Raw genomic sequence first — 25,774 nt, 5'->3', positions numbered from 1 at the left:
GCGCACGCATGCTCGGGAGCTGCTGATGCGGCCTGCCCCCGCGCTACTGTGGCTGCTGTTCGGCTGGACCGTGCTCGGCGTGCTGGCCAGCCTCGGCTGGCTGCCGCTCGCGGCATGGCTGGCCTGCGGCGCGGCGATCGCGCTGCTGGCGCTGGTCGATGGCTGGCGCCTGCGCCGGATGCCGTCGCCCGAGGTGTCGCGCGAGCTGGCGCCGGTGCTGCCGCTGGGTCCGGAAGCACGCGTGGGCCTGCGCTTGCGCGGTACCGCGCGGCGCGCGCAGAAGCTGCGCTTGCACGACCTGCATCCGGGCAGTTGGTCGGTGCGCGGCATGCCGCGCACGCTGGTGCGGCCGCCGGGCGGCGACGTGTTGCTCGACTACGCGGTCACGCCCGACGCGCGCGGCCAGTTCACGTTCGCCGGCTGCCACGTGCAACTGCGTTCGCCGTGGCATTGCTGGAGCGCACGCCGCGTGCTCGGTGCGGCGTCGACGGTGCGCGTGTATCCGAACTTCGCCGCGCTGGCCGAGCTGGCTGGGCTCAGCGTGGAGCTGGCCTCGCGCAGCGTCGGTGCGCGGCTACAGCGGCGCCGCGGCGAAGGCACCGAGTTCCAGGAATTGCGCGACTACCGCGTCGGCGACAGCCTGCGCAAGATCGACTGGAAGGCCACCGCGCGCAGCAGCCGGTTGATCTCGCGCGAGTACCGCGACGAGCGCAACCAGCAGGTCGTGCTGATGCTCGACTGCGGCCGCCGCATGCTGGCGCAGGACGACCAGCTGGCGCACTTCGACCATGTGCTGAACGCGTCGCTGGCCTTGGCCAGCATCGCGCTGCGCCAGGGCGACGCGGTCGGCCTGCTGGCCTGCACCGGCCAGCAGCAGCGCTGGCTGCCGCCGCAGCAGGGCAGCGGCGGCATGGACATGCTGCTCGGCGCCGGCTACGACCTGCAGGCGATGCCGCTGGCCACCGACTATCTCGCCGCCGCCAGCGCGCTGCAGGCGCACCAGCAGCGACGCGCCCTGGTGGTGCTGATCACCAACGTGCGCGACGAGGACGACGTGGAACTGCGCATGGCCGTAACCATGCTGTCCAAACGCCACCTGGTGATGCTGGTCAGCCTGCGCGAACTGGCGCTCGACCGCGCCGCCGCCGAACCCGGCGACGAACTGGAAACCGGCATCCGCAGCGCCGCCGCCATGCACTACCTGGCCGAACGCGAACGCGTGCACGAAGCGCTGCGCCGCGAAGGCGTGAACACGCTGGATGTCAGCTGCAGCGAGTTGTCCGGCGCGCTGATCGAACGCTATCTCGCCGTGAAGCGCAGCAGCCGGCTGTAGCAAGCTTCACGTTCCCCGATCGATCGACTTCGTCGTAAAGGGGACGGAGGTAATTAAATCGGGATAATTACCTCCGTCCCCTTTGTGCTAGCCGAACGCGAACGCGTGCACGAGGCGCTGCGGCGCGAAGGCGTTAACACGCTGGACGTGCGTTGCAGCGAACTCTCCGGCGCGCTGATCGAGCGGTATATGGCGATCGAGCGGGGGAATCGGTTGTAGGGTCGGGCCGGTCGGCGCGAGGGCAGGGTGCGATTCGTTTGTCGCTGTGGGTTTCGGGTGGGAGGATCGTTGCGTGGTCGGTGCCACCGCATGAGGAAAGATGGAGGGATCAGACGGCAGGATTAGGCGGCACGATCAGAGTTCATTCAACAACCGAATTTAAGTTAACTCCGGCGTTGGGTGGCAAGATGGTTCAGGTTCACTGGCCGTGTATCAAGACATGAACCTTATCCTCTTTTCTGCGCGCACCATTTTTTGTGAAAGACAACCAAGGACACATACATGAAAATTAGGTGGCTGTTTCCTCCAATTCTCCTCATCTCCGGGTGCGCTACAGTACCACCCAGCAAAGACGTTATGAGCAGTTTGGCACGTGCCAACCCGGTTCCCTTGATGGCGATAAAACTTCAGAGCGGTGCACCATTACTAAGTGCGCATCCCATTGAGGGTGACCTAGGTCCAGGTGCACCAGTCGTGGAGTTAATGCAGGGCAATTCTTATTACCGTCTGTATCGCCTGTCGCCCGTGAACGGTACTCTTCATCTGAAGGTCACCTCTTACTGTGCATGCCTAGGCATGGACAAACGCATAGCGGTTCCCATAGTTCGCGTGCTGACGAAGACTGGGCAGGTGGTAAACCCATCGCCGGACGGATACGATTATTCCGTAGAAGGGCAGGGTAGCTTTACGCCGCTCTCGATGGCGCTTGATGTGACTGTGCCTGGCGCTGACGCCAACTATGCGCTAGTGGCTTCCGATAACTCACACTTAGACACATCTATAACTCGGATCAACTTTGATTGGGGCAACCATCTGGATATTTTGACATATCCCATTGGTCGATTCGATGTTCGATACATCGTTCATTAAGCGTTAACATCTTGGGATCCTGATGAAAAAGCTACTTTGGATGTTACTGGTCGTGTTAACTGCCTGCTCGGCCGATGTGCGTCGATTTGTGCCTCCAGCCGCAAACCTAAATTACATGGCACATCTGATCGCTCTTTCCGACTCTGCAGGAACGCTTTTGCGCTCAGAAGGACACTATCTATTCATTACGTCCGTAGACGGCGCGCAGAGCAAAAGTAACTGGGAGCTTAGGAAATTACCGAGTGACATTTACCTGACGCCTGGCGCGCACCGATTCGGCGTGCTCTACCAACACTCGGGGCTGACCGCCTCGGCGCAGTTCGAGGTCGACGCCAAGGAGGGGATGGCTTACTACATACACCGTCATGCAGGAGCCTACGGTGTCCAATTTTGGCTCACAGAAGGCAAAGAGGATGGTCCAAAGGTTGGCCGGCTGCTGCAGGCGCCAGAATAGCGAAGCCCGAAAACGGTTCCAGGTTTCGTTTTAGATCTGGCTGTGGTCGTGGTGGGGCGACGCTTCCAATCGCGTGGGTTCAATGTCGAAAACGGGCAGCGCAACCCGTTTTCGACTCGCCGAGTCCGGCCAAGGCCCGCCTCGGCTTCGCCGGATCAAGCGCCAAGGCGCTTGATCCACGACCGGCCTCTCTGGCCGCTAATCCTCCTCCGCATGCGGTTTCCACGCCGCGCTGAGCTGCTTCTGCACGATCGGAGGCACGGCTTCGTAGTGGCTGAGGTCGAGGCTGTAGCGGCCGCGGCCGCCGGTCATCGACTTCAGTTCGGTGGGGTAGTCGGTGAGTTCGGCCAAGGGCGCCTGCGCCTTGATCACCAGCTCGCCGCCGCGCTGGGTGTCGGTGCCTAGGATGCGGGCGCGCTTGCCGGCCAGGCCGCCGGTGACGTCGCCCACGCTGTGCTCGGGAATCGCCACCTCGACGTTGACGATCGGTTCCAGCACGATCGGCTTCGCCTTGCCGACCGCGTCGAGGAACGCCTTCTTGCCGGCGCTGATGAAGGCGACCTCCTTCGAGTCGACCGGGTGGTACTTGCCGTCGTACACGGTCACGCGCAGGTCCTGCAGCGGGTAGCCGGCGACCGCGCCGTGCTCCATCGCCTGGCGCACGCCTTTCTCGATCGCCGGCAGGAACTGGTTCGGGATCACGCCGCCCTTCACCGCGTCGACGAACTCGAAACCGGCGCCGCGCTCGAGCGGTTCGATGCGCAGGAAGACCTCGCCGAACTGGCCGGCACCGCCGGTCTGCTTCTTGTGCCGGTGGTGGCCCTCGGCCTGGCCGGCGATGGTTTCGCGGTAGGCGATGCGCGGCGGCTGCGAGTCCACCTCGACGCCGTAGCGCTCGCGCATGCGCTCCAGCATCACCTTCAGGTGCAGCTCGGACAGCCCGCGCACCACCGTCTCGTTGAGTTCCTTGTGGTGCTCGACGCGGAAGCACGGGTCTTCCTCGGCCAGCCGTGCCAGCGCGTTGGAGAGTTTCTGCTCTTGGCCCTTGTGCCTGGGCACCAGCGCCAGACCGAACATCGGCGCGGGGAAGGTCGGCGGCGCCAGCACGATGCGGTCCTCGTCGTGCGAGTCGTGCAGCACCGCGTCGAAGTGGATCTCCTCCACCTTCGCCACCGCGGCGATGTCGCCCGGGATTGCCGCCTCGATCTCCACGTGGCCCTTGCCCTGCGGGCGCAGCAGGTGGCCGACCTTGAACGGCTTGCGGCCGTCGTCGACCAAGAGCTGGCTGTCGCGGCGCACCGTGCCCTGCCACACGCGGAACACGCCCAGCTTGCCCACGAACGGATCGTTGACGATCTTGAACACGTCGGCAATCACGTGCGCGGTGGCGTCGGCGCTGACCTGCAGCGGCGTGCCGTCGCCGCGCACGAACGGGGGCGGGTTGCCCTCGGCCGGGTTCGGCAGCAACCGCGCCGCCACGTCCAGCAATTCGGGCACGCCCGCGCCGGTGCGCGCGCTGACGAAGCAGATCGGCACCAGGTGGCCTTCGCGCAGGCACTGCTCGAACGCGTCGTGCAGCTGCTGCGGGGTCAGCGCGCCTTCGCCGGCGTCGAGGTAGCGGTCCATCACGGTTTCGTCGACCTCGACCACCTGGTCCACGATGCGCTGGTGCGCTTCGGCCAGCGAGGAGAAATCGGTGGCGCCGTCGGTGTGGAAGAAGCAGTCCAGTACCCGGCTGCCGCGGTTGGCGGGCAGGTTCACCGGCAGGCATTCGCTGCCGAACTCCTCGCGCAGCGCCTCGACCAGCGCCGCCAGCTTGGCGCCGTCGTAGTCGATCTTGTTGATCACCAGCATGCGCGCCAGGCCGCGTGCCTTCGCGTGCATCATCATGCGGCGGGTGCCGTGTTCGATGCCGTTGACCGCATTGACCACCACCGCCACGGTCTCCACCGCGGCCAGCGCCGACAGCGTGCCGCCGCGGAAGTCGGCGTAGCCGGCGGTGTCGATCAGGTTGATGCGGCAGCCGGCGTGGTCAAGGCCGGCGATGCAGCTGTCGATGGAGTGGACGCGCGCCTTCTCCTGGCTGTCGCTGTCCGACACCGTGTTGCCGCGCTCGACCGAACCGATCGCCTGGATCGCGCCGCCGGCGTGCAGCAGCGCCTCGAACAACGTGGTCTTGCCCACGCCGGCGTGCCCGGCGAGCGCGATGTTGCGGATGCTTTCCGTGGAATACGTCACGATGCGACCCTCCCATGCAGGGCGTGGCCTCGTGGCATGAACGGCGCCGCGTGAGGCCGCGCGTTGGCGGCTGACGATGGCGGGCCGTCATGGTCGTGTTGTGCCGCTGCAGGGCGTGGCGTGCACCGGGCAAGCGCGGTCATGGCGGAGAGACGGCGCGTGGCGCCGCCCGGCTAGCCTTGAGCGAACCGTCGGTGCGGTCAAGTTGCAGTGCGGGGAACCGCTGCCGTGTAGCGGCGGTCTCAACCAAACGTCGCGGCCCGGCCAGTCGAGCCGCCGCCTGCCCAGCTGCCATTCGACGCTGGGCGGAGGTTCAAGCGCCATCGGTCATCCTGTCCGTCGCCATTACCCGCGAGGCATCGTCATCGTCCGTCCGCAGCAGCTCGCCCGGCACCGCCCACCGCCGCCGGACCCGGCACCCGGCCAGCTGCCGGGTCGCGGCCTGAGTCCGCTGGAAGGCGCGGCGCAGGCGCTGTTGCGGCAACGGCGCTGGCGCGAGCCGCGGCGCGAGCGTCGCCAGCACTGGCTGGCGCTGGTGGTGGCCGGCCTGCTGCATGTGCTGTTCGTGCTGGTGATCTGGCAGCAGATGCGGCCGCCGGTGATCCGGAGCGTGGTGCACCTTCAACTGGATGATGTACTGCAGGTGCGCTTTGTCGCGCGCACGCCGAACGCCGCGGCCGCGCCGCCACCGCCAGCCATGCCAACGCCACCGAAGCCTCGCGCGCTGCCCCGTCCGCACGAGCCGCCGGCGAAGGATGCGATGACCCTGCAGGTGCCCACGCCGGCAGCGGCCGCTGCGCCGCGCCTGTATGACGAACATGGCCAGCCGTTGCTGCCCGCGGCCGCTGCCAGCGCGCCCACGCCCGACTACGTGCAACGCCTGCCGCAGGGCGACCCGCGGATCATGCAGCACCGCAGCCCGGTCACCTACCAGGCTACGCGCTTCGAGAAGGACTGGAACAGCAACAGCAATGCGATCGACAGCGCGCTGCAGAAGCTGGTGGACAAGACCACGCTGAAGAAGACCATCCGCCTGCCCGGTGGCGTGCGCATCCACTGCGGCGTTTCGCTTGCCATGCTGGCCGGCGGCTGCGGCGGCGATCCGCCGCCACCGCCTTCGGCCAAGGACGGCGACGAGCGCCTCAGCATGGCGCCGGCGAAACCGCTGGGCGGCGACGCGCACGCACCGCCGAAGCCCGGCGAGGAAGCGTGCATCGCGATGTACCGTGCCGGCAAACCGCTGGCGTGGGGTTGCCCGGTCGACACGCCGAGTCGCGCGGTCGATGCCGAGCTGCGCGAGCGTGCCGCGGGAACCGCCAGGCAACCCTGAGCGTCATGCGGAAGCGCGGGCGCGGCCGCTACACTCGCCGCATGCCCCTGCCGCCCCCGGACCCGCCTGCCAGCCGCCCCGCCAATCCGGCGCGGGTGATGCTGAGCTCGCCGCTGGCGGCAGCCACGCGGGCCCGCGTCTATCACCAGCGCACCCGGCTGCGTTCGCGCGAACGCGGCCTGCGCATCCTTGCCATGGTCAGCAGCTTGCTGGTGCATCTGCTGTTCCTGTTCGGCTTCGTGCTCGGCCCGGCGTTCCAGGTGGTGCCACCGCCGGAGTCACGGCAGCAGTTCCTGCAGGTGCGCCTGGTCGAGCCGCCGGAGCCGCCGCCCCCGCCGCCGGTGCGCGGCACCCCACCGAAGGAGCGCGGCCCGCGGCATCAGGGCCGCCGCAGCCGGCCTGCGCCTGGCAGCGAGCGCAGCGCGAACGCGGTGGCCGTGGTGGCGCAGCCGCCGGCCGCAGCCGCCGCACCGCCGACGATCGCGAAGGCCGCGCCGCCGCGCGCGCCGAAACCGCAACCGGCCGCGGCGCCGCCGGCGCCGGTGAGCCTGCCGCAGCCGGCGCCGACGCCGGCACTGCGGCCGATCCCGCTGGCTGCCGAGCCGCCGGCCGTGAGCTTGCCGACGCCCGTCGTGCAGCTGCCGGTGCCGCCGAAGTTCCAGCCCGAGTCGGTGCGCAAGCCGCAGCTGGAAGGCAAGCGCCCGCTGCCGCCGCCGCCGTCGCTGGCGTTGCCGGAACTGCCGCCGCAGGCCGCGCCGCCGATCACCGTGTCGAGCATCGCGTTGAGCACCGAGTTGCCGAAATCCACCGCACCGGCCAGTGTCACGCCGATCCGCGCGCAGCTTCCCGCCGCGCCGCCGGTGCCCGAGTTGCAGCCCATCCCGTTACCGGCGCAGCCTGCGCCGAGCGTGAACGTGCAGGCGCCATTGAGCGTGCCCGCGCCGACCGTGCCGACCGAGCGGCCACAACTGCAGGCACCGTCGATCGAGGTGGCCCAGGCGGAACTCGAGACGGTGCCGCTGGCGCCGGCCACGCCGTCGCGGATCGAGCCGCCGGCGCCGAGCGCGAAGATCGACGTCGCCGATGCCGCGCGGCAAATGGACGTCCAGCCGTTCATCGCGCGGCCGCAGTTGAGCACGCCGCCAACCGCCGCCGCCGCCGCGCCAGCCGCAGCGGCGGCGAGTCCGCCGTTGGCGTCGCCATCCCCCGCACCGGCCGGGCCGCCCACGCCCAGTCCGGACGACGCCCGCAGCGGACGCGATGTCAGCCGCGCCCCCGACGCCACGCCGCAAGGCAGCGAGCTGGCCACGCCCGGCCAGCCCGAAGGCGTGGTCGCTGCGCCGGAAAGCACCCGCACCGGCACCGCCGCCGCGCAGCCGGCGGCGCGTCAGGGCAGCGACAAGGGGCGTCGCGGCGAGCAGCCCGGCAAAGGCCAACCCGGCGGCGACCAGCCCGGTGCGGAAGAAGGCAAGCCGCAGGGCGAGCTGGGCAGCTACGTGCAGCTGAAGCCGCGTGGCGACACCGAGATCATGCGCCACGGCGTGCCGAACATCGGCTACCAGCCGACCCGCTTCGAACAGGACTGGGCGCCCGAGGGCGAAAGCTCGATCGACACCGCCCTGCGTCGCGCGGTGGAGAAGACCAAGGTCAGCCACACCTTCCACCTGCCGCGTGGCGTGCGCGTGGAGTGCACGGTGATGCCGTTGCTGCCGATCGCGCTGTTCGGCTGCGACAACCCCGATCCGCCGGCGAAGCCGGTCGACGACAAGGTCTACGAACGCCTGCACCTGGCGCCGGCCAACCCGGCCGCCGCGCACGCTCCGGCGGTCAGCCGCACCGCCCCAGCGCCGATGGTCACGTTCGACAACAGCGCCGAATGCGCCGCCGCCCGCGTCGCCGGCAGCCCGCCACCGCCCGGCTGCGCAGGTCCCGTGCTGCCGGCCAGGCCGACCACACCCGCCGCGTCATCCAGCTCATGGGTGCCGGCGAGCGATCAGTTCCACTGAGTTGCGGCAGAGGGCCATTCCCGATCAGGCGAACCGAATACACCGTGGCCGCCGCGGTTGAGCACACGAGCATGGCCCCGGGAGATGACGACAACCGCCAACACGCACCTGATCCAGCAACCACGGCATTTTCGCCCCCGTTACACCCTCATTTTCGCCCGGGTAACTCATACACCCTCAAAAGTCGCTGATAACAACGGCAGGATGCCCGCCCGACACGCGCATGGCATCCCCGCAAGACCATGATCCGATGCAGGAATCCGCCGCTTGTACGGTCGGGAGTGGCGCCGCATACTCGGCGCAACACCCCACTTTTGGGGTCTACTTAGCGTTAGAGCCCTCATGAAATTTTCGCGGCACTTGGCAAAAGTTGAATTGGTGGCGCTTGTCTCACTGGTTGTGGTTGCCGCGGTTCTGGCTATTTGCGCGGCAATTTCGATGTCATTGCATCCCAGCCCCGAATTCAGCGTTGCTGACTCAGTCGAGGTTGTTTTCGGCTACATGCTGGCCCTAGGAGGCGTTACGGTTGCTGTATTTGTAGCTCCGCTATATTCAATCTTGCTGTCCAGCGGCAGGGCATCTTGGCCAATCGCTTTTGCCGTCGGTGCCATACCGGGAGCAGTTCTCCTCTTTTTTTCTTTTTTCTTTGGGCTCGTATCACTGGCTTGCGGTGTAGTCGTCGCGCTGGCAACTCATGCGGTTTGCGCGTCGGGCTCTAACCACTCGTTCGAGGCGGACGGCTCCGCCGCCGCTCAACTCAAGCGTTAGCCCTCAATGTCCGAATTTCAGCTCACAAACGAAATTTTGCAGCGATCATCAGCCTCGACTTGGGATCAGGCCAAGCTGGAGTGGTCGCTTCTGGAGGTTTATGAAGCCGACGAGCCAGAGACTTGCCTATGCGGGCACTTCCCTATCATTGAGCTTTGCGTCTTGGTCAATCGCACCAATCAGGCGCAGGCAACTGTCGGCAATTGTTGCGTCAAAAAGTTCATCGGCCTTCCTTCGGACAAAATTTTTCAAGCAATCAAACGAGTCCGCAAAGATCCTTCAAAGTCGCTAAATGCCGAGGCTATTCAACACGCGCACGATCGTGGCTGGATCAATTCGTGGGAGCACAGCTTCTACTTCAACATCATTCGCAAGAGGCAGTTGACGTCCAATCAGTCTTCAAAGAAACAGCAAATTAATGAGCTTGTGCTGCGCAACATGAGGCGGTCGCAGCCGGGCTAACCAGTCATTCAAGCGGACGGCTACGCCGCCGCTTAATTCCAGCGTTAGTCGCTCAGGAGCCCAGTTGCATGGATGAGAAAACTAAGCGCAGGAACTCGTATGTGGTTGCTTCATGTCCGCTCGTAATGGCGGGCTTGCAGGTTTTGTTCGGTTCTGCGCCGTTAGCGATGCTCGGGTTCGGTGCATGCATGTCCGTCGCGGCTTTTCTCATGTTCCGATTCCTATCCGGCCTACGCGTATTTGGAGCGGGTTCGGTACAGTTCGGCAGGGCTACTGCGCTACGAGTCTGGCAGGCCCCCATAGTGTGGGTTCCAATAGTTGTCGGCGTTGGTGCAGTGGTCATCTTCAGGTTTGTCATTTGATGTGCATCGGCGCGTCTAACACGGCGCTCAAGCGGACGGCATTCTGCCGCCGCTTACCTTTGCGTTAGGCCTCATGAACAAAGCTCACTTGAAATCTGCAGCAGAAAAGCTGGAGCGCCTCGCAAATGAAGCGCTCGCCGCCGGCTACCTAGATGCCAGTGGCATGGCCAGTGGCCGTATTGCGGATCTGATCCAATTGGCGAAGGCCGAACAGCTTGATAGTCCGGTCAAAGTTGGCGCCGGCTTCGACCGAGCCTTTAGCGAGACGCGACTAGGTGAGCGCGTGGCACTAAAAGGTGCTTGGCTAAAGTTTGTCTGGTACATCGAGGACCATGATTCCAAGCCAGAGATCATCGCCGACAAGGCACGTCATCCTAACGGGTATGAGGTCTAACATTTCCGTAATTCTACTGTGTCAATAAATATATGGCATGATCACGGCATCTTCTAGCAACCTGCGAGGAGGTGGGTCATGGGCATCGGTCTGGAAGGCCGCTTTGAGCGGTATGGCGAAGCGATGGTCATCGCCATGGGGCACGCGGATCGGGTGGCGCCCACGCGCTGGTATCTGCAGGGTTTGATGCTGCCTGGCGGCCGCAAGAGCGTGGAGCCGATGGCGGCACGGGTGCGGCCGCAAGATGTACGGGCGACCCACCAGTCGATGCATCACCTGGTGTCGACGTCGGCATGGAACGACGATGCCTTGCTGGCCGCCGTGGCCGAGCAGGTGCTGCCCGTGCTGACGCACGGCGGAACCACACCGTGCTTCTGGATCATTGATGACACCGGCTTTCCGAAGAAGGGTAGGCACTCGGTGGGCGTAGCCCGGCAGTACTGCGGGCAGACCGGCAAGACCGACAACTGTCGGGTGGCGGTGAGCTTGTCGCTGGCGACGGACTCCAACAGCCTGCCGTTGGCGTATCAGCTATACCTGCCGGCCGAATGGACCGACGACCCGCAGCGATGTGCCGCTGTTGGGGTGCCCGCATCAGTCGGCTTTCTGACCAAGAACCAGATTGCGGTGGCGCAGATCCGCGCCGCCGTCGCGGCGGGCGTGCCGCGAGGCGTCGTGTTGGGCGATGCCGCCTACGGCGATGACAGCACGCTTCGCGATGCGCTGAGCACGCAAGACCTGATCTACGCGCTGGGCGTCAGGCCGCTCACGGCGGTGTGGTGGGGCAAGCATCAACCAGCCACGCCACCACCGCCTGCGACGGGTGGTGGACGCCCCCGCGTGCGGGTATGCCGCGATGCGGCGCACCGGCCGATCAGTGTGCGTGCGCTGGCGCAGGCGTTGCCGGCGCGGGCGTACCGCACCATTACCTGGCGGCAGGGCTCCGCCGAACCCTTGTCCGGCCGCTTCGCCCGCGTACGCGTGGTCGCCGCCCACGACGACCGCGATCGCGCGCCCGAATGGCTGGTCATCGAATGGCCTGGCGGCGACGCCGAACCGCTACGCTACTGGTTGTCGACGTTGCCGAAAGCGACGACCTTCAAGGCCCTTGTCGGCACCATCAAGGGCCGTTGGCGCATCGAGCGGGACTACCTGGAACTCAAGCAAGAACTCGGCTTGGGTCACTACGAGGGGCGCAACTGGCGCGGCTTTCATCATCACGCCAGCCTGTGTATCGCGGCCTACGGCTTCCTGACGTTGGAGCGCTTGCGTGGCAGTAAAAAAAACCGTGCACGATTCAAGGCGCCTGCCGTACCCGAAGGCTTCCGCCCGCGTGGGGCTGGGGCCGATGCAGCGCCATCAACCGCTCTCGATCGCGACCGTACACTTTCGTCTCGCCCGCCTGATCGCACGACAGTTGGCGCGATGTCCTTGCTGCGGCATGGCGCATCCGAGCATCAAACGTCTTTAGTGACACAGTAGAAGTAAGAGACTTCCCGTCAATACCGCCCGCTTGATGTTCTTGCCTTGAGCTTTCAGGCGTTCGCTGGTCATGGTGTTGTTCTCTTTGCTGCGTCGCGCGTGTCAGTGCGTGTGGCGTTGAACGTTGTCAGACTGCATTTCCGTAAATGGTCTTGTTGCATCGGTGTGGCTGATGCGGACCAGGGTATAAACCGCGCCCGGAGACCTCGTTCATTCATCGGTGTCGTCAGTGTTCGGGGATCGGCCGAAACACGTTTGGACGTCCAGGATGTTAGTCAGGTTCTCTCCGGGTGGGTCTGACCCGTTGCTACCGCTTCGCGCTGACGTGGAACGTGTTTACATGTGCGGATTCATGCCGTCGCAGTGAGGGTGTGCTGGTCAGCCAGACGCCGCGCCATGGGGTGCTTTACGTGTGCATCCGGATCGTAGTCGAGGTCGTGCGCGAGCATCGCCCACAGTTGCCGCGCGTGCTTGTTGGCGATCGCCACCAGCACCTTGCCGAACGGCATCCGGCCATCCAGCTGCCGTATCCAGATCTGCTCGGGCGTGGACTTTCCCACGCTGACCGCCTTGGCGCGTTGCAGGCTGCTGCGCGCGCCCTGGATCAGCAAGGTCCGCAGGTAGGCATCGCCACGACAGCTGATCGTGCCAAGCCGCGTGTGTCCACCACTGGAGTGCTGGGTCGGCACCACACCCAGCCATGCGGCCAGTTGTCGGCCGTTGCGGAACTCCCGTGCGTTGCCGACGCTGGCGACCATCGCATCGACCGTGATCGGCCCGACGCCGACGATCGCGCCGATCCGCACGCACCGCGCGTCCTGTCGGGCGTGGGCGTCGATGCGTGCACTGCACGCGTCGACGGCCGCGCGCAACTGCGCCCCGTGGGCGCTGAGGTCACGCAGCAACGCCTTGAACTCACCCGGCAGCGCAGCATGCTGATCCAACGCTGCCAGCACCCGATGCAACGCCACATCGCTCTTGGCCACCACGATGCCGAACTCGGCCAGAAGACCGCGCAGGCGATTGCCGATGGCCAGCGACTCGGTCTTGTAGCCCTCACGCACCCGGTGCCAGGCCAGCCGCGCCTGCTGGTCGACATCCTTGACCGGCACGAAGCGCATGTTGCCCTGGCGCGCCGCCGTGGCAATGGCCTCGGCATCGTTGCGGTCGTTCTTGCTCGTGCGGCTCTTGCGGAACGGGGTGACGAACTGCGCCGCCATCAACCGCGGCTGCAGGCCGTACTCCAGGCAGCGCCGGCCCCAGTGATGGGCGCCGCTGCACGCCTCCATCGCCACCACCGTGCCGGCTGGCCGCTGGGCCAGCCACAGCGCAAATGCTTCGCGCCCCAGATCCCGCCGGCCCAGCACGTGGCCGGCCGCATCCATCTCACACACCGAAAACAGGCTCTTCGCCAAGTCCACGCCAATGGTTATAGTGCTCATGGAGACTTCCTCTTCTGCTGACGGATGTTTCGCAACACCATCATGGCCCTCGAGGCCGAAAGGGGAGGAAGTCTCTTTTTACTCGTTCAAGGCGGACGGCTTCGCCGCCGCTTAACTCTAGCGTTAGGCCTTATGAATTCTCGCGTCAAGGACATCGCTTTGCTTTTGGCTGGCCTTCTGCCCACAGCCGTTGTCGTCTTTCTTGCGTTCGTCTTGGTGCCAGGTTGTATCGCCATCTACGGGCCTGTCTCCGGCCAGCTGCCACCTCAAACCAAGTTTGTGTTCTCGTTCTACTATCTATCTTTGGTGTTGCCGGTTCTGGTTGCAGGCGTCTGGTTGTTTTGGCGTGGGCGGTGGCAGCGTGGAGTCGTGGCTGCTTTGCTCGGTTCCGTTGGCAGCGTTGCGGCAGGTGCGTTCGGTTGGTGGGCCGTTTGCCAACCGCAACTCATCCTGCAGCTTATAGGGCAGTCGGGCTCGTAGGTCGGCCTAACCACTCGTTCGAGGCGGACGGCTCCGCCGCCGCTCAACTCAAGCGTTAGACTTGACGCAATATCAGTACGCTACCGTGTTGCACCAACAATCAAGAAGAATACAGGGGGATTTATGGATCAAGATTTTAGCAAGTTACAGTTCAAGAAGAGAGACACCGAAAAAACGTTGAAAGGATTTGATTACGTATGGGCGTGCTGGCCGGTATCGGTCGCGTTTGTAGGAGGCGCCCTTGGCGGTTTGTGCGGAGGCACTGCAGCGGCCATAAATGTAAAAATCTTTAAATCTAGCAAGAGCAATACTTACAAGTACGTCACTTCACTTCTTGTTTCGCTAGGCGCGTTGGTAGCGTATTTCATTCTTGCCATGTTGTTTGTGGCTTTATTTCATACTGCAAAAGCGAGCTAGAAGTCAGCGGCGGTTGCTCCACGTTATGCGCTTTTCCTAGCCATTAGCTCGCCTAGGTGCACCGTGTCGCGGCCGTCTAACTTTTCGTTCAAGCGGACGGCTTCGCCGCCGCTCAACTCCAGCGTTAGAGCCCCAATGAAATATCTGCGGCAACTTGCAAAAATAGAACTAATAGCGCTCGCAGCGCTGGCGATTTTTGCGCTGGCATTCGCGTGCCTCTCGGCGGCGCAGGCATCGTTCGCGACTAATCCACTTTTCGGTGTCTTCGGCACAGGTGAGGTCGTCTTCGTCTATACGATAGTTACCGGTAGCTTGCCGGTCGTTTTCTTAGGCGCTCCGCTCTACTTCGCCCTTTGCCACTTTCATAAGGCAAGTTGGCTTTTCGTCCTTATCATCGGCATTGCGCCTGGCTGCGTTGCACTTTTCATCGCAACATTTCCTGCTCTTTGGGCATTGCCTTGCGGAGCCTTTGTTGCATCAGTTACTCATGTTATCTGCGGGCGGGGCTCTAACCCGTCGTCCAAGCGGACGCGCGTACCGCGCGCCGCTTAACTCCAGCGTTGAGGCTGTAGAAAAAGCTCTTTCCACGGATGGATAGACGGCCAAAATGACAGCCGTTGCATCACGTCACTCAACGGCGTGGTTTCTTGGGGTTTCGCGTTACGGGTTGCCCGGCTTGATCTGACGCGATGGGTGGGCGTCCCAGGCGCCCATGGCGCGCCTTGTGCCGCTCAGGCCGCCTTGCGGTAGTTCGCCCACTTCTCGATGTTGTGGACCAGCGCGAACAGCTTCCATTGGCCGTCCACCTTCGCTTGGCCGCGAAGGGTGAAGCGATTGAGCCGCTTGTTGGCGCGCACGTTGCCGAAGACCGGCTCGACGGTAGCGAAGCGTCGTCCGTACTGCTCGCGTCCCCACGCGCTGTCGATGCGCTCGCGCATGCGCTGGCTATGGGTTGGCTCGGCTTTGCGGGTGAGCACGGCAACTTGCCGTGAGCGTGTGGTCTCGGGTTTTCGCAAGCACTTCGCACGCAGTGGGCAGTCCTTGCAAGCACCGTCGGGGGCGCGGAACTTGATCGCGGCATAGCCGCCAATGGTGCAGTCCTTGCCGTTGCGATGCAGGCGTTTGCCGGCCGGACAGATCACATGCGACTGGTCCGGCGCGGTGATGAAGTCCTTGCTGCCGAACAGCCGCGGCTTGCCGGGGGTGCGCGACTTGTCGTGCAACGGATCGGGCTTGGCCAGGTGCTTGTCCTGCCCGGCGAAGCGTTCGTCGCGCCGGCGCATCGCGTGGTCGGCGATCAGGGCGTCAATGCCCTGGTCGGCCAACGCGGCGAGGTTGGCTTCGCTGTGATAGCCGGCATCGGCGGTGATCAGCGTCGATGCGGTGCGCTGCTCGGCGCAGGCGTCCAGTACGGGCAACAACAATTCCTGTTCGGCGCCGGTGCCGTGAGCCGAAGCCTCGACGATAATCTGGTGCCTGGCATCGACCACGGCCACGCCGCAATAGCCCTGGATCACGCCCTTGTCGGTGGCCAGCTTGGCCGATGCGTTATCGGTGCGATTGGACTTGCGGACCTTGCCGCGCGAACCGGGCCGATCTTGCGGATGATCGGCCAGCCATTGGCGGATCTTCGTTGCCTCGCGAGTAAGGCGCTCGATGCGTTCGGCGGCCTTGGCATCCCGCACGTCTTCGGCCGCGCCGGCATCGTTGGCCTGGTGGCACTCAAGCATGGTGGTCGCCGCGCGCTCCATCTTCTGTGCCTGCGCGAGGAACTCGGCGCGCGTACCGGAGCGATGTTTGGACGCGTTGGAAGGCAGCTTCACGCCATCGATGGCGAACATCTCGCGCCCGATCAGACCCTCGCCGTCGAGCAACGTCAGCACCTGGGCAAAGACGGTCGCGATCGCCCCGCGCGAGCGGCTGACGAAGTCCGCGATGGTGGTGAAGTGTGGCTTGGCGTCGCCGGTCAGGGCGATGAACAGCACGTTGTCGCGGCAGGCGCGCTCGATCGAGCGGGAGCTCACCATACCTTGGGAATACGCCAGCAGCACGGCCTTGAGCAGCATCGTCGGCGCATGGGCCGGCGCGCCGCTGTCGTCATTGCGGTAATGCGCATCGAAGGCGGACAGATCCAGCTGATCGACCAGATGGTGCACGGCATGGGCAAATGATCCCGGCACCAGCTGCGCCTGCAGATCCACCGGCAACAGCCGCGGACTCATGTCGATATGCCGGTAGCGTGCCATGCCGCCCCCCTTGTTCACGTGGGGCTATTGAAGCAGGATGGGCGGAGGTTTTTCTACAACCTCGTTAGGCTTCACACAATATCGGACAGGGTGATTTATGGATCAAGACTTTAGCAAGTTACAGTTCAAGAAGAGAGATCCCGAAAAAACTCTGGCAGGGTTTGATTACGTTTGGGCGTGCTGGCCGTTATCAGTCGCGTTTGTGGGTGGTGCCCTTGGCGGCTTGTGTGGAGGAGCCGCAGCAGCCATAAACGTAAAACTCTTCAAATCCGGCAAAAGCAAGACCTATAAATATGTCGCCTCACTTCTTGTTTCGCTAGGTGCATTAGTTGCATATTTCATACTGGCTATGTTGTTCGTAGCCATCTTTCATACTGCAAAGTCTAGCTAGGCTCACATGCTTAACATCTCGTTCAAGGCGGACGGCTTCGCCGCCGCTTTACTCCAGCGTTAGGCACTTTCCGCAAAGGGGTCCATTGTGAAAATTCCCGAGATACCGTTTGGCACAACGGACTGGTCGCAGATCGAGCGGACCGAGCACAAAGGCGAAAGCGGGCTGGCCTACTGGCGCACTCAGAATTTTGGGAGCATCCGTGTTCGGATGGTTGAGTACACGCCGGGTTATCTAGCCGACCATTGGTGTGTCAAAGGCCATGTGCTTTTATGCATTGAGGGAGAGCTCCGAACCGAACTTGAAGATGGGCGCAATTTCATCATCAAGCCAGGCATGACATATCAAGTCGGCGACAATGGGGAGCCACACCGTTCCTCAACAGAGGTTGGCGCAAAGCTATTCATCGTTGACTGATGGACGTGCCCAACAATTCATTCAAACCGAAGCCCCTTCGCGGCTCGGCTTAATTCAGGTGTTAGCCATTTATGACAGATAATCGCCTCTGGTTCGGTCCCATTGCATTCGTGCTCTTTACAGCAGGCTCCTTTGCTATCGGCGCAATCACTCCAGGTTACAGTCATGTTCGCCAAACGGTCAGCGAATTAGGTGAGGTTGGTTCCCCGGGGCAATTCGCCTTCAGCGTCTTGCTTTGCCTCGTAGCGGTCTGCCTCGTCGTTTACGCAAGCGCCGCCGCGCGTTCACTCCGTGAGTTAGGGTGCTCGGCAATTCCTGCCTACTTTTTGTTCGCCATGGCTCTTTCGTGTGCTGGCGTCGGCATATTCTCCTTTCCACATCCGCTTCATAACGTCTTCGGCATCTCCGAAACAGTTGGGCTGCAAGCGCCTCTTGTTGCAGCACTTGTATGCCGGAACGAGCCGCGTGCGAAGCAAATTATCGTTTTTTCAATCATCATGTACGTCGTGGTTCTGCTTGCCATCGCAATCAATCTCATACCGCTTGTGCGTCCGGCAAGCCTTTGGCCCCTTATCAAGCCATACTTCGGCCTCGTGCAGCGTTTTCTTTTTGCATCTTGGTTTATTTGGTGTGCGGGGTATGCAGTGCTTCTGATGCGTGTCAGCCGGGCTGACTATTCGTCCAAGCGGACGCACGAGATGCCGCGCGCCGCTTAACTCCAGCATCAGACGGTGGGCAATCGCGCATGCCCGCCACTGGAGTGCTGGGTGGGCACCAGGCCCAGCCAGGCCGCCATCTGCCGATCCTGCTCTCGCGGGCGTTACCGATCGTGGCCACCGCCGCATCGGCGGTGATCGGGCCGATGCCGGTGATCGCGCGCAGCCGCATGCACCACTCGTCCTCGCGCGCGTGGGCCTCGATGCGTGCATTGCACGCGTCGAGGTGCAGGCGCAACTGCTTCCAGTGCTCGGCCAGATCCCGCAGCTCCTTCCCTTCGACTTGGCCGGTAGCCCACTCTGCGCGTCGAGGTCGCCCGGCAGCCGGCGCAGCGCCATATCGCTCTGCGCCACGATCACCCCGAACTCGGCGAGCGGGCCGCGGATGCGATTGCCGACCGCCAGCGACTCAGCCTTGCAGCCCTCGCGCACTCGATGCCAGGACAGGCGTGCCTGCTGGTCCAGCGACTTGACCGGCACGAAGCGCATGTTGCCTTGGCGCGCTGCCGTGGCGACCGCTTCGGCGTCGTTGTGATCGTTCTTGCTGCGCGAGCTCTTGCGGAATGGTTTGACGAACTGGGCGGCCACGATCCGTGGCCGCAGACCGCACCCCAGGCAGCGTCGCGCCCAGCGATGCGCCCCGCTGCAGGCCTCCATCGCCACCACCGCGCCGGCCGCCACCTGCGCCAACCAGGTACTGCCGTTGTCGCCGATGGTTGCCCGAACTGCGGCGGCTTCAGTCCGCAGTCGGCAGCGCGCTGCCGCTCTGCTGGAGGGGTACCTGCCGTCGCGCGAGCGGGCGTCGAGGCCGGGTGGTTGCGCCGGGGCGCCTGATCCGGGCGCTTACAGCAGCCGCAACAGCTCCTTCATCAGCGGCAGCCGACGCACGCGCACGGCACTGGCACGGAACACGGCGTTGGCCAGTGCGGGGGCGGCGGTGGGCATGGCGAGGAAGCTGGCGCCGGCGGGCGCGCGGTCGTCGGTGACGGTGATCACTTCGACGTCGTTCGGCAGCTGCGCCATGCTGGCCAGTGGGTAGTCCCGGTAGCCGCGCTGCTGCACCTGGCCGTTCTTGAACGTGATGGCGGGATTCAGGGCGATGGACAGCGCGTCCAGCGTGGCGCCGGCCAGCTGGCCTTCGAGCCCGCGCGGGTTGATCACGCGGCCGACGTCGGCCGCGCAGACGACGCGCTGGATGGTCAGCTGTTCGCCCTGCATCGACGCCTCGATCGCGTGCGCCACGTAGGCGCCGTCGACGTGCCAGCAGGCGATGCCGAGGCCGTTGACGGTGCGCAGCCAGTTCTTCCACTCGATGCGGTCGGCGACCAGCTTGAGTACGTTGAGCAGGCGGCCGGTGTCCAGCGTGCCGCCGCTGCCCAGCGGCAGCTGGCGCGGCTCACCGAGGATGCGCAGGCGCGTCTTCAGCGGATCCTCGCGCAGCTGGTGGGCGAGCTCGTCGATGAAGCTTTCCACCGCGAACGCGTTGCTGAGGTGCGGCATGCCGCGCATCGGCCCGCGCGGCATCGCCGACTGCAGCGCGTACCAGTCGCTGCGATAGTTCGGCACCAGTGCGGCGGGCAACTGGTCGGCCAGCAGTTCGGACGTCCACAGGCGGTCGGCAGCCACGCCGCGACCGTTCAGTGCGGAGGCGCTGGCCATGCGCTGGGACCAGCCGAGCAGCTGGCGCTTGCGGCCGATGGTCGCGCTGATCCGGTGCACGCTGCCGGCGCGGTAGTAGTCGTGGCCGAAGTCCTCGCCACGCGTCCACAGCAGGCGCACCGGCCGGTTGACGGCCTTGGCCAGCAGCACCGCTTCGGCCACGTAGTCGTGGTCGAGCCGGCGGCCGTAACCGCCGCCGACACGCGGCACGCGGATGTCGATGCGGTCGGGGGCCAGGCCGGTCAGGCGCTGCACCACGGCCCAGGCCTGCTGCGGCGCCTGGGTCGGCACGACCAGGCTGGCGCGGTCCTTGTCCAGCCGCACCAGGCAGTTCATCGGCTCGGCGGTGGCATGCGCCAGCCACGGCTGCACGTAGGTGGCATCGAGGCGGCGTGCGGCTTTCCTGCCGGCAGCCTCGACATCGCCATCGTTGCGCACGCGACTGGTGGGAGCGGCGTCGCCAGCGAGCAGGGCAGTGGCCTGCTGCTCCAGCGCGGTGCTGTTCTCGCCGGCGCTGGCGCCGGGCTTCCACTCGAGCTTGAGCCTGGCGCGCCCCTGCAGCGCGGCCCAGCTGTTCTCGGCCAGCACCGCCACGGCCGGGGCGATCACCGTGCTGCCCGGCGGCTGGCCGGGCTCGGGTTTGAGTTGCACCACTTTCAGCACGCCCGGCACGGCGAGCGTGTCGGTGGTATCGATGCGCGCCAGCGTGCCGTCCGGCCACGGGCAGTGCGCCAGTACGGCGACCAGCGCGTCGCCGTAGTAGTGGTCGATGGCGTAGAGGACGGTGCCGGTGACGATGGCGCGCGCATCGACGTCGCCGGCGCTCTGGCCGATCAGGCGGTAATCCGCGGCGTTCTTCAATGGCGGCACGCTGGACGGCAGTGCGATCTTGCTGGCGTCGGCGGCCAGGCTGCCGTAGCCGAAACGGCGGCCGTCCGGGGCGATCACCGTACCGGCCTCGCAGCGCAGGCGGCTGGCCGGCACGCCGAGCCGGCGTGCCGCCGCCTGCAGCAGCAGCCAGCGTGCCACCGCGCCGACCTGGCGCAGGTCGTTCCATGCGGCAGGGATCGAGCCGCCGACGCCGCCGAGCTGGCGGCCGTAGCTCCAGCGCGGCTTGCCGTTGTCGTTCCCCACGCCGAGTCCGAGCGGCACCACGCCGACGCGGTTCCAGTCGGCGTCCAGTTCGTCGGCGATGATCCGCGGCAGCGCGGTGGCCACGCCGGTGCCGGTGTCCGGGTCGCGCGCGCCGATCAGCACGTTGCCGTCGGCGTCGATGCGCACGTAGGCGCCGAGGTCGTAGAGGTTGTCGCCGAGCATTGCCGGCGGCAGCGGCGCGTCGGCGGCGTCAGCGAGGCGGATGCCCACCACCAGCGCACCGGCGCCGCCGGCCAGCACCTGCAGGAAGCGGCGGCGCGAGAGCCGGATGCCGTGACCGCTCATGGCCGGCCCGCCTTGCCGGCGGCGGCACGCTTGATCGCGCGGCGCACGCGGCTCTGGCAGCCGCAGCGGCACAGGTTCGGCAACTGGTCGATGTCGCCGTCGTCCGGGTGGGGTTTGCGCCGGAGCAGGTCGACCCCGGCGATCAGCCAGCCCGGCGTGCAGTAGCCGCAGCCGATCGCGTCCTCGTCGATGAAGGCCTGCTGCAGCGGGTGCAGGCTGCCGTCGTTGGCGGCCAGGCCTTCCACCGTGGTCACCGCCTTGCCGGCCAGTCGGGACAGCGGCTGCATGATCGCGGACACCGCCTTGCCGTCGAGCAGCACCAGGTCGGCGCCGTTCTCGCCGGCGTCGCCGCCGTACTTGGTGCCGGTCAGCCGCAGCACGTCGCGCAGGTACCACAGCAGCGGCATCTGCGGGTCGCCGGTGTGGCGGAAGCGCTCGCCGTTGACTTCAAGCTCGATGCCGTCGCGCGCCTTCTCGGCCACGATGCCGCTTTCCTGGCCGGTCGGCAGGACCTTGGCTTGCACGGGCGCCATCCATCATCTCCTTGAAGTCGATCCGCACATTGTGGCATTGCTGCCGCCCGCTTAGGGCAGCGTGCGGCTGAACAGGTGACGCCAGAGCGCGTAGACCGGCACGCCGGCGAGCATGATCAGCAGGCCGATGCCGCTGTTGCGCGGGTTGTCGCGCAGCGACAGCAGCACCACCGCGGTCACCGCGGCGACGAACAGCAGCGGCAGCCACGGATAGCCTGGAACGCGAAAGCCGCCGGAGGCGCGGTCGTGGCGGCGGTACCAGAACAGCGTGGCCACACCGATCGCGCAGGCCAGCCAGTCGCCGAAGGTGGCGTAGTCCAGCAGCTGGCCATAGCTGCCCGACAGCGCCAGCACGATGGCCCAGCCGGAGAGCAGCAGCAGCGCGGTGTTCGGCGTGCGCCAGCGCGGGTGCAGGCGCGCCACCGCGCGGAAGAACAGCCCGTCCTCGCCCATCACCTGCAGCACGCGGGCGCCGGCGACCAGGGTGATGTTGCAGAAGCCGAGGGTGGAGATCGCCACGCCCAGCGCGATCAGCTTTGCGCCGACCGGGCCGGCGACCTGCTGCATCACGTCCGCTGCCGGCGCGGTGCTGGCGGCCAGGCCGGCGTGGCCGAGCACGGCCAGGTAGGCCACGTTGACCAGCGCGTAGGCGACGATCACCAGGCCCATGCCCAGTGCGAGTGCGCGCGGCAGCGTGCGCTGCGGCTCACGCACCTCGCCGGCGAGGTTGTTGAGGTAGGTGAAGCCCGAGTAGGCGAACAGCACCGGCAACGCCGCGCCGATGAAGCCCACGCCCTGGCGCGCCGGATCGGCCGCCAGCAGCTGGCCGTGGCCGGCGCCGGCGCCGGCGAGGAACAGGCCGCACACCACCAGCACCGCCACCGCCAGCAGCTTGAGCAGGGCGAACAGGTTCTGGATCTGCGCGCCGAGGCGAATGCCGAACAGGTTGATGGCGCTGACGAAGACCAGGCCGCCGACGGTCAGCGGCAGCGCCCATGCGCTCTGCAGCCCGAACAGCGCGGCGGTGTAGCTGGCGAAGATGGTCGCCACCGCCGCGCTGGAGCCGGAATAGATCACCAGCAGCATGGTCCAGCCGAACAGGAAGCCGGCCAGCGGCCCGAACGCCTCGCGCAGGTAGACGTAGCTGCCGCCGGCGTGTGGCCGGCGCGCGCCGAGTTCGGCGTAGCACAGCGCGCCGATCAGGGTGAGCACGCCGGCGGCCACCCACATCAGCAGCAGCGCCAGCCCCGACTCGGTGCGCTGCGCCACGATGCCGGGGTTGAGGAAGATGCCGCCGCCGATGATGCCGCCGACCACGACCAGGGCGGCGTCCCGGGGCCGCAGGCTGCGCGCATAGGCGGTGCGGGAAGATGGGTTCATCGGATCGTAGTGGCGGCGGTGGAACGAGGCGGCGAGCATGCGGGCTTGCCGGTGCGCTCGCAAGCGGCGCCACCATCGAACTGCCATGGTATCGATCGACCAGGATGCCGACGGCTTGGCGGAAGTTATTGAAGACGCAAGAAAATACGATGTTGCAATAATGTGAAATCATCCACAAAAATGCACCGCCGCGCGACCGGTGTTCGCCGGCAAAGGGCAGAAACAGACGTAAACCAACAAGGACGCTACATGAAAAAGTACATGCAGGCAGCCGTCGCCGCCGTGGCGATGGCAGTGGTTTCCAGCGGCGCATTCGCCGCCGACCAGGGGGCATTCTTCATCAACGGAAATTTGGGCCAGTCGCATTTCCACGACAGAGGCTTCAGCGACCGCAGTGACACCAGCGGCGCACTGCGCGCCGGCTACAGCTGGCAGGGCGAGACCGCCGATTTCGGCATCGAGACCGGCTATGTCGACCTCGGAAAGGCCAGTGGCAGTGTCGCGATCGGCACCACCGTCGTCGGTTTCAGCGCCAAGGCCAAGGGGCCGCTGCTTGGCGTCAATGGCCGCTACAAGTTCCGCAACAAGATGTACATCTCGGGTCGCGCTGGCTGGTTCCACACCAAGATGGACATGAACACCGGAGGCTTTGGTTCGGGCAGCTACAACGGCGACGGCACCTATGCCGGCGTCGGCGTGGGCTACGACGCCACCCAGCACTTCAGCCTGGGCGTGGGTTTCGACAACTATCACGGCCGCATCAAATTCAATGGCCGCAAGTACGGCGAGAGCATTGGCGTGTTCTCCGGTTTCGCCGAGTACCGCTTCTGATCTTCGGGTCCAGCAACGCCACGGTGGCCGTCTCGTGCGGCCACCGTCGTTCTGGCGCAACGGTTCAGTCGATCTGCAGTTCGCCGCGCACGCCGATCGCGCAGGCGCCGCCGATGGTGACGGCGCCGCTGGCCGGATCGCGCTCGACCTCGACGTAGCCGTCGCGGTCGACCTCGCGGCCCTGGCTGGCGCGGTAGCGCAGGCCGTAGCCGTCGCGCCCGTCGCGCTCGCCCAGCCACGCCATGATCGCCGCGTTGGCGCTGCCGGTGACCGGATCTTCGGGAATGCCGTCGGCCGGGCAGAACGCGCGCACCGCCATGCTCGCCCCGCCCGAGCGCTGCCGGCCGAACACGCTGACGCCGACCGCGCCAGCGGCTTCGCACAGCGCGCCGATCGCCGCCAGGTCCGGCTGGAGCTGGCGTACCGCGGCTTCCTCGCGCAGGTCGCAGACGAACCACAACGGGCCGTTGTCGATCAGGCACGACTGCTCTTCCGCCAGCTCGGCGTGCACGGCCCGGCCGAGCGTGCTGGGCTGGGCCGCGCTGACTGCGCGCAGCGCGGCCGGCGGTGCCTGCACGTGGATGACCCTGTCGCGGCCATCGCCTTCGACCCGCACCGGCAGCAGTCCGGCCGCACATTCCTGCACCAGCGCGCTCTTGCCGGCGGCGACCAGGCCGGACTCGATCGCGGCGTACGCGCTGCCCACGCTGGGATGGCCGGCGAACGGCAGCTCCTGGCGCGGGGTGAAGATGCGTACGCGGTAGTCCGCCGCGGCGCTGCTCGGCGGCAGCAGGAAGGCGGTTTCGGACAGGTTGGTCCAGCGCGCGATGCACTGCATGGTCGCTTCGTCCAGCCCCTCGGCGTCGACCACCACGGCCAGCGGGTTGCCCTCGAGCAGGCGGCTGGCGAAAACGTCCAGTTGCAGAAACGAAAAGATCGGCATGGGTGCCTCTCGTGGTGCGGACGGACCTGAACGCTGGCTAGCGCAACGCGCCGAGTGTAGGTGATCCCCTGCAGCTCGGCCCGGGAATGCACGGCTAGAATGCGCGGCCGCCGATGATCAGCGGCCATCAATCAACGAAAAAAATAGGGAGTTTCCCCATTAACAAGATCCTGACCGCCGCCCTCGGCGCGGCGCTGGTCGTGGCGTCCGCCGCGGCCGCCGCCGCCGAAACCCAAGGCGCGTTCTTCATCAATGCCGCCGTCGGCCAGGCGCAATACCACGTCGGCCGTAGCGCCGGCCAGGGCTACTCGGTGGACGACAAGGACACCGCCGGCGCCCTGCGCTTCGGCTATGCCTGGAACGTCGGCAACGGTTTCAACCTCGGCGTCGAAGGCGGCTACGCGGACCTGGGCAAGGTCGTCGCCCGCTACAGCTACAGCGACGGAAGCACGATCCGGACCGGCGTCCATGCCAAGGGCTGGCTGCTCGGCGGCAATGCCAAGTACAACTTCGCCGGTCCGTGGTACGCAACGGCCCGTGCCGGCTGGTTCCGCTCGGAAGCGGACGCCAGCTACCGCTACAGCGAGCCGGGCTATACCGAGTACGCCAGCGGCAGTGCCCATGGCGACGGCTGGTATGGCGGCGTGGGCGTGGGTTACGACTTCGCACCCAACTTCAGCCTCGGTCTGAACTACGACAACTACCACGCCAAGGCCCGGTACAACCAGGCCTCGATCGGCGGCAATGTGGGCACCTACATGCTGACGGCCGAGTACCGATTCTGATCCCCAGGGAAGATCCGCTCGAGTGGCGCGCTGCCCGCCACGTCCGCATGTGCGGGAGTGGCGGGCAGGATCAGGGCATGCTCCAGCGTCCCCAGCCTGAACTGGCAACGGCCGCCTCGCGCGGTCGTTGTTTTTTGTCCAGCCCGGTAGTCTGCGGCACAATAGACGGCTTGTGC

General features: G+C 65.7%; 24 protein-coding genes and 1 pseudogene. 17 read left to right on the top strand and 8 right to left on the bottom strand.

The annotated features are described in order from the left end of the window. Positions 1–25 precede the first annotated feature (25 nt). The 3 genes from R2APBS1_RS15605 (at position 26) to R2APBS1_RS20290 (ending at position 2,876) form a co-directional block, all read left to right on the top strand. A complete protein-coding gene (locus tag R2APBS1_RS15605; RefSeq protein WP_007513792.1) occupies positions 26–1,333 on the top strand; it encodes a DUF58 domain-containing protein in 1,308 nt (435 codons plus the stop codon). 576 nt (positions 1,334–1,909) lie between these two features. Continuing rightward, the gene (locus R2APBS1_RS20295) at positions 1,910–2,422 is read left to right on the top strand and encodes a hypothetical protein (RefSeq protein ID WP_157769766.1); all 513 of its coding nucleotides are present in this window, start codon (positions 1,910–1,912) and stop codon (positions 2,420–2,422) included. A gap of 22 nt (positions 2,423–2,444) precedes the next feature. Continuing rightward, on the top strand, positions 2,445–2,876 hold the full coding sequence (locus R2APBS1_RS20290; protein WP_015448671.1) for a hypothetical protein: 432 nt from the start codon (positions 2,445–2,447) through the stop codon (positions 2,874–2,876). Positions 2,877–3,074: 198 nt separating this feature from the next. Here the strand turns inward: R2APBS1_RS20290 and fusA are convergent, their stop codons facing one another. Continuing rightward, positions 3,075–5,114, bottom strand: coding sequence for an elongation factor G (gene fusA / locus R2APBS1_RS15600; RefSeq protein ID WP_007513789.1), 2,040 nt, complete (start codon positions 5,112–5,114; stop codon positions 3,075–3,077). 205 nt (positions 5,115–5,319) lie between these two features. Between fusA and R2APBS1_RS15595 the strand changes: the two genes are divergently transcribed. From R2APBS1_RS15595 to R2APBS1_RS15580, 6 genes are all read left to right on the top strand, one after another. After that, entirely contained in the window at positions 5,320–6,444 is a 1,125-nt protein-coding gene (locus R2APBS1_RS15595) for a hypothetical protein (protein ID WP_236126966.1), read from the top strand. A 41-nt stretch (positions 6,445–6,485) separates the two neighbouring features. Further along, complete coding sequence (locus tag R2APBS1_RS15590; protein ID WP_236126965.1) at positions 6,486–8,450, top strand: hypothetical protein; 1,965 nt, start codon at positions 6,486–6,488, stop codon at positions 8,448–8,450. Between the two features lie 342 nt (positions 8,451–8,792). Beyond that, entirely contained in the window at positions 8,793–9,218 is a 426-nt protein-coding gene (locus R2APBS1_RS20285) for a hypothetical protein (RefSeq protein WP_157769765.1), read from the top strand. A 6-nt stretch (positions 9,219–9,224) separates the two neighbouring features. After that, entirely contained in the window at positions 9,225–9,680 is a 456-nt protein-coding gene (locus R2APBS1_RS19815) for a hypothetical protein (protein WP_015448668.1), read from the top strand. 435 nt (positions 9,681–10,115) lie between these two features. Beyond that, positions 10,116–10,436 (top strand): hypothetical protein, encoded by a 321-nt coding sequence (locus tag R2APBS1_RS15585; RefSeq protein WP_015448666.1) that lies wholly within the window; start codon positions 10,116–10,118, stop codon positions 10,434–10,436. A 78-nt stretch (positions 10,437–10,514) separates the two neighbouring features. Continuing rightward, positions 10,515–11,918 carry an IS701 family transposase gene (locus tag R2APBS1_RS15580; protein ID WP_015447162.1) on the top strand — a complete coding sequence of 468 codons (1,404 nt, stop codon included), beginning with the start codon at positions 10,515–10,517 and terminating at the stop codon, positions 11,916–11,918. A gap of 350 nt (positions 11,919–12,268) precedes the next feature. Here the strand turns inward: R2APBS1_RS15580 and R2APBS1_RS15575 are convergent, their stop codons facing one another. Beyond that, a complete protein-coding gene (locus tag R2APBS1_RS15575) occupies positions 12,269–13,360 on the bottom strand; it encodes an IS110 family RNA-guided transposase (protein WP_015448665.1) in 1,092 nt (363 codons plus the stop codon). A 132-nt stretch (positions 13,361–13,492) separates the two neighbouring features. On the opposite strand from R2APBS1_RS15575, the gene R2APBS1_RS15570 reads away from it, so the two are divergent. From R2APBS1_RS15570 to R2APBS1_RS20270, 3 genes are all read left to right on the top strand, one after another. Then, positions 13,493–13,840 (top strand): hypothetical protein, encoded by a 348-nt coding sequence (locus R2APBS1_RS15570; protein ID WP_157769764.1) that lies wholly within the window; start codon positions 13,493–13,495, stop codon positions 13,838–13,840. A gap of 123 nt (positions 13,841–13,963) precedes the next feature. Continuing rightward, entirely contained in the window at positions 13,964–14,257 is a 294-nt protein-coding gene (locus R2APBS1_RS20275) for a hypothetical protein (protein WP_157769763.1), read from the top strand. A gap of 135 nt (positions 14,258–14,392) precedes the next feature. Continuing rightward, the gene (locus R2APBS1_RS20270) at positions 14,393–14,809 is read left to right on the top strand and encodes a hypothetical protein (RefSeq protein WP_157769762.1); all 417 of its coding nucleotides are present in this window, start codon (positions 14,393–14,395) and stop codon (positions 14,807–14,809) included. A 179-nt stretch (positions 14,810–14,988) separates the two neighbouring features. Here R2APBS1_RS20270 and R2APBS1_RS15565 read toward each other — a convergent pair whose 3' ends face one another. Beyond that, a complete protein-coding gene (locus R2APBS1_RS15565; protein ID WP_015448664.1) occupies positions 14,989–16,503 on the bottom strand; it encodes an IS1182 family transposase in 1,515 nt (504 codons plus the stop codon). Between the two features lie 97 nt (positions 16,504–16,600). Here R2APBS1_RS15565 and R2APBS1_RS20265 point away from each other — a divergent pair, with 97 nt between their 5' ends. The 3 genes from R2APBS1_RS20265 (at position 16,601) to R2APBS1_RS15560 (ending at position 18,027) form a co-directional block, all read left to right on the top strand. Then, a complete protein-coding gene (locus R2APBS1_RS20265; protein ID WP_015448663.1) occupies positions 16,601–16,894 on the top strand; it encodes a hypothetical protein in 294 nt (97 codons plus the stop codon). A gap of 87 nt (positions 16,895–16,981) precedes the next feature. Further along, positions 16,982–17,311, top strand: coding sequence for a DHCW motif cupin fold protein (locus tag R2APBS1_RS19810; protein WP_015448662.1), 330 nt, complete (start codon positions 16,982–16,984; stop codon positions 17,309–17,311). A 71-nt stretch (positions 17,312–17,382) separates the two neighbouring features. After that, positions 17,383–18,027: a DUF998 domain-containing protein gene (locus R2APBS1_RS15560; RefSeq protein WP_015448661.1), complete on the top strand. Its 645-nt coding sequence runs from the start codon at positions 17,383–17,385 to the stop codon at positions 18,025–18,027. Positions 18,028–18,038: 11 nt separating this feature from the next. Here the strand turns inward: R2APBS1_RS15560 and R2APBS1_RS20575 are convergent. The 4 genes and pseudogenes from R2APBS1_RS20575 to R2APBS1_RS15540 all read right to left on the bottom strand — a co-directional run. Further along, a pseudogene (locus tag R2APBS1_RS20575) lies at positions 18,039–18,726 on the bottom strand (IS110 family RNA-guided transposase); the annotation flags it as partial. A gap of 144 nt (positions 18,727–18,870) precedes the next feature. Continuing rightward, on the bottom strand, positions 18,871–21,126 hold the full coding sequence (locus R2APBS1_RS15550) for a xanthine dehydrogenase family protein molybdopterin-binding subunit (RefSeq protein WP_015448660.1): 2,256 nt from the start codon (positions 21,124–21,126) through the stop codon (positions 18,871–18,873). After that, positions 21,123–21,659 carry a (2Fe-2S)-binding protein gene (locus tag R2APBS1_RS15545; RefSeq protein ID WP_007512693.1) on the bottom strand — a complete coding sequence of 179 codons (537 nt, stop codon included), beginning with the start codon at positions 21,657–21,659 and terminating at the stop codon, positions 21,123–21,125. Before R2APBS1_RS15545 ends, R2APBS1_RS15550 begins: the two co-directional genes overlap by 4 nt. Positions 21,660–21,710: 51 nt before the next feature. Continuing rightward, on the bottom strand, positions 21,711–23,078 hold the full coding sequence (locus tag R2APBS1_RS15540; protein ID WP_015448659.1) for an APC family permease: 1,368 nt from the start codon (positions 23,076–23,078) through the stop codon (positions 21,711–21,713). Positions 23,079–23,288: 210 nt separating this feature from the next. On the opposite strand from R2APBS1_RS15540, the gene R2APBS1_RS15535 reads away from it, so the two are divergent. After that, positions 23,289–23,870, top strand: a complete 582-nt coding sequence (locus R2APBS1_RS15535; RefSeq protein ID WP_007512697.1) for an outer membrane protein — start codon at positions 23,289–23,291, stop codon at positions 23,868–23,870. A 64-nt stretch (positions 23,871–23,934) separates the two neighbouring features. Here R2APBS1_RS15535 and R2APBS1_RS15530 read toward each other — a convergent pair whose 3' ends face one another. Further along, positions 23,935–24,813, bottom strand: coding sequence for a PhzF family phenazine biosynthesis protein (locus tag R2APBS1_RS15530; protein ID WP_015448658.1), 879 nt, complete (start codon positions 24,811–24,813; stop codon positions 23,935–23,937). A gap of 113 nt (positions 24,814–24,926) precedes the next feature. Between R2APBS1_RS15530 and R2APBS1_RS15525 the strand changes: the two genes are divergently transcribed. Next, positions 24,927–25,598 carry an outer membrane beta-barrel protein gene (locus R2APBS1_RS15525; RefSeq protein WP_015448657.1) on the top strand — a complete coding sequence of 224 codons (672 nt, stop codon included), beginning with the start codon at positions 24,927–24,929 and terminating at the stop codon, positions 25,596–25,598. Positions 25,599–25,774 lie beyond the last annotated feature (176 nt).

The organism is Rhodanobacter denitrificans (assembly GCF_000230695.2).
Classification (GTDB): Bacteria; Pseudomonadota; Gammaproteobacteria; order Xanthomonadales; family Rhodanobacteraceae; genus Rhodanobacter; species Rhodanobacter denitrificans.
The sequence above is the reverse complement of the archived record's forward strand: the minus strand, read 5'-3'. Positions and strand labels throughout refer to the sequence as shown.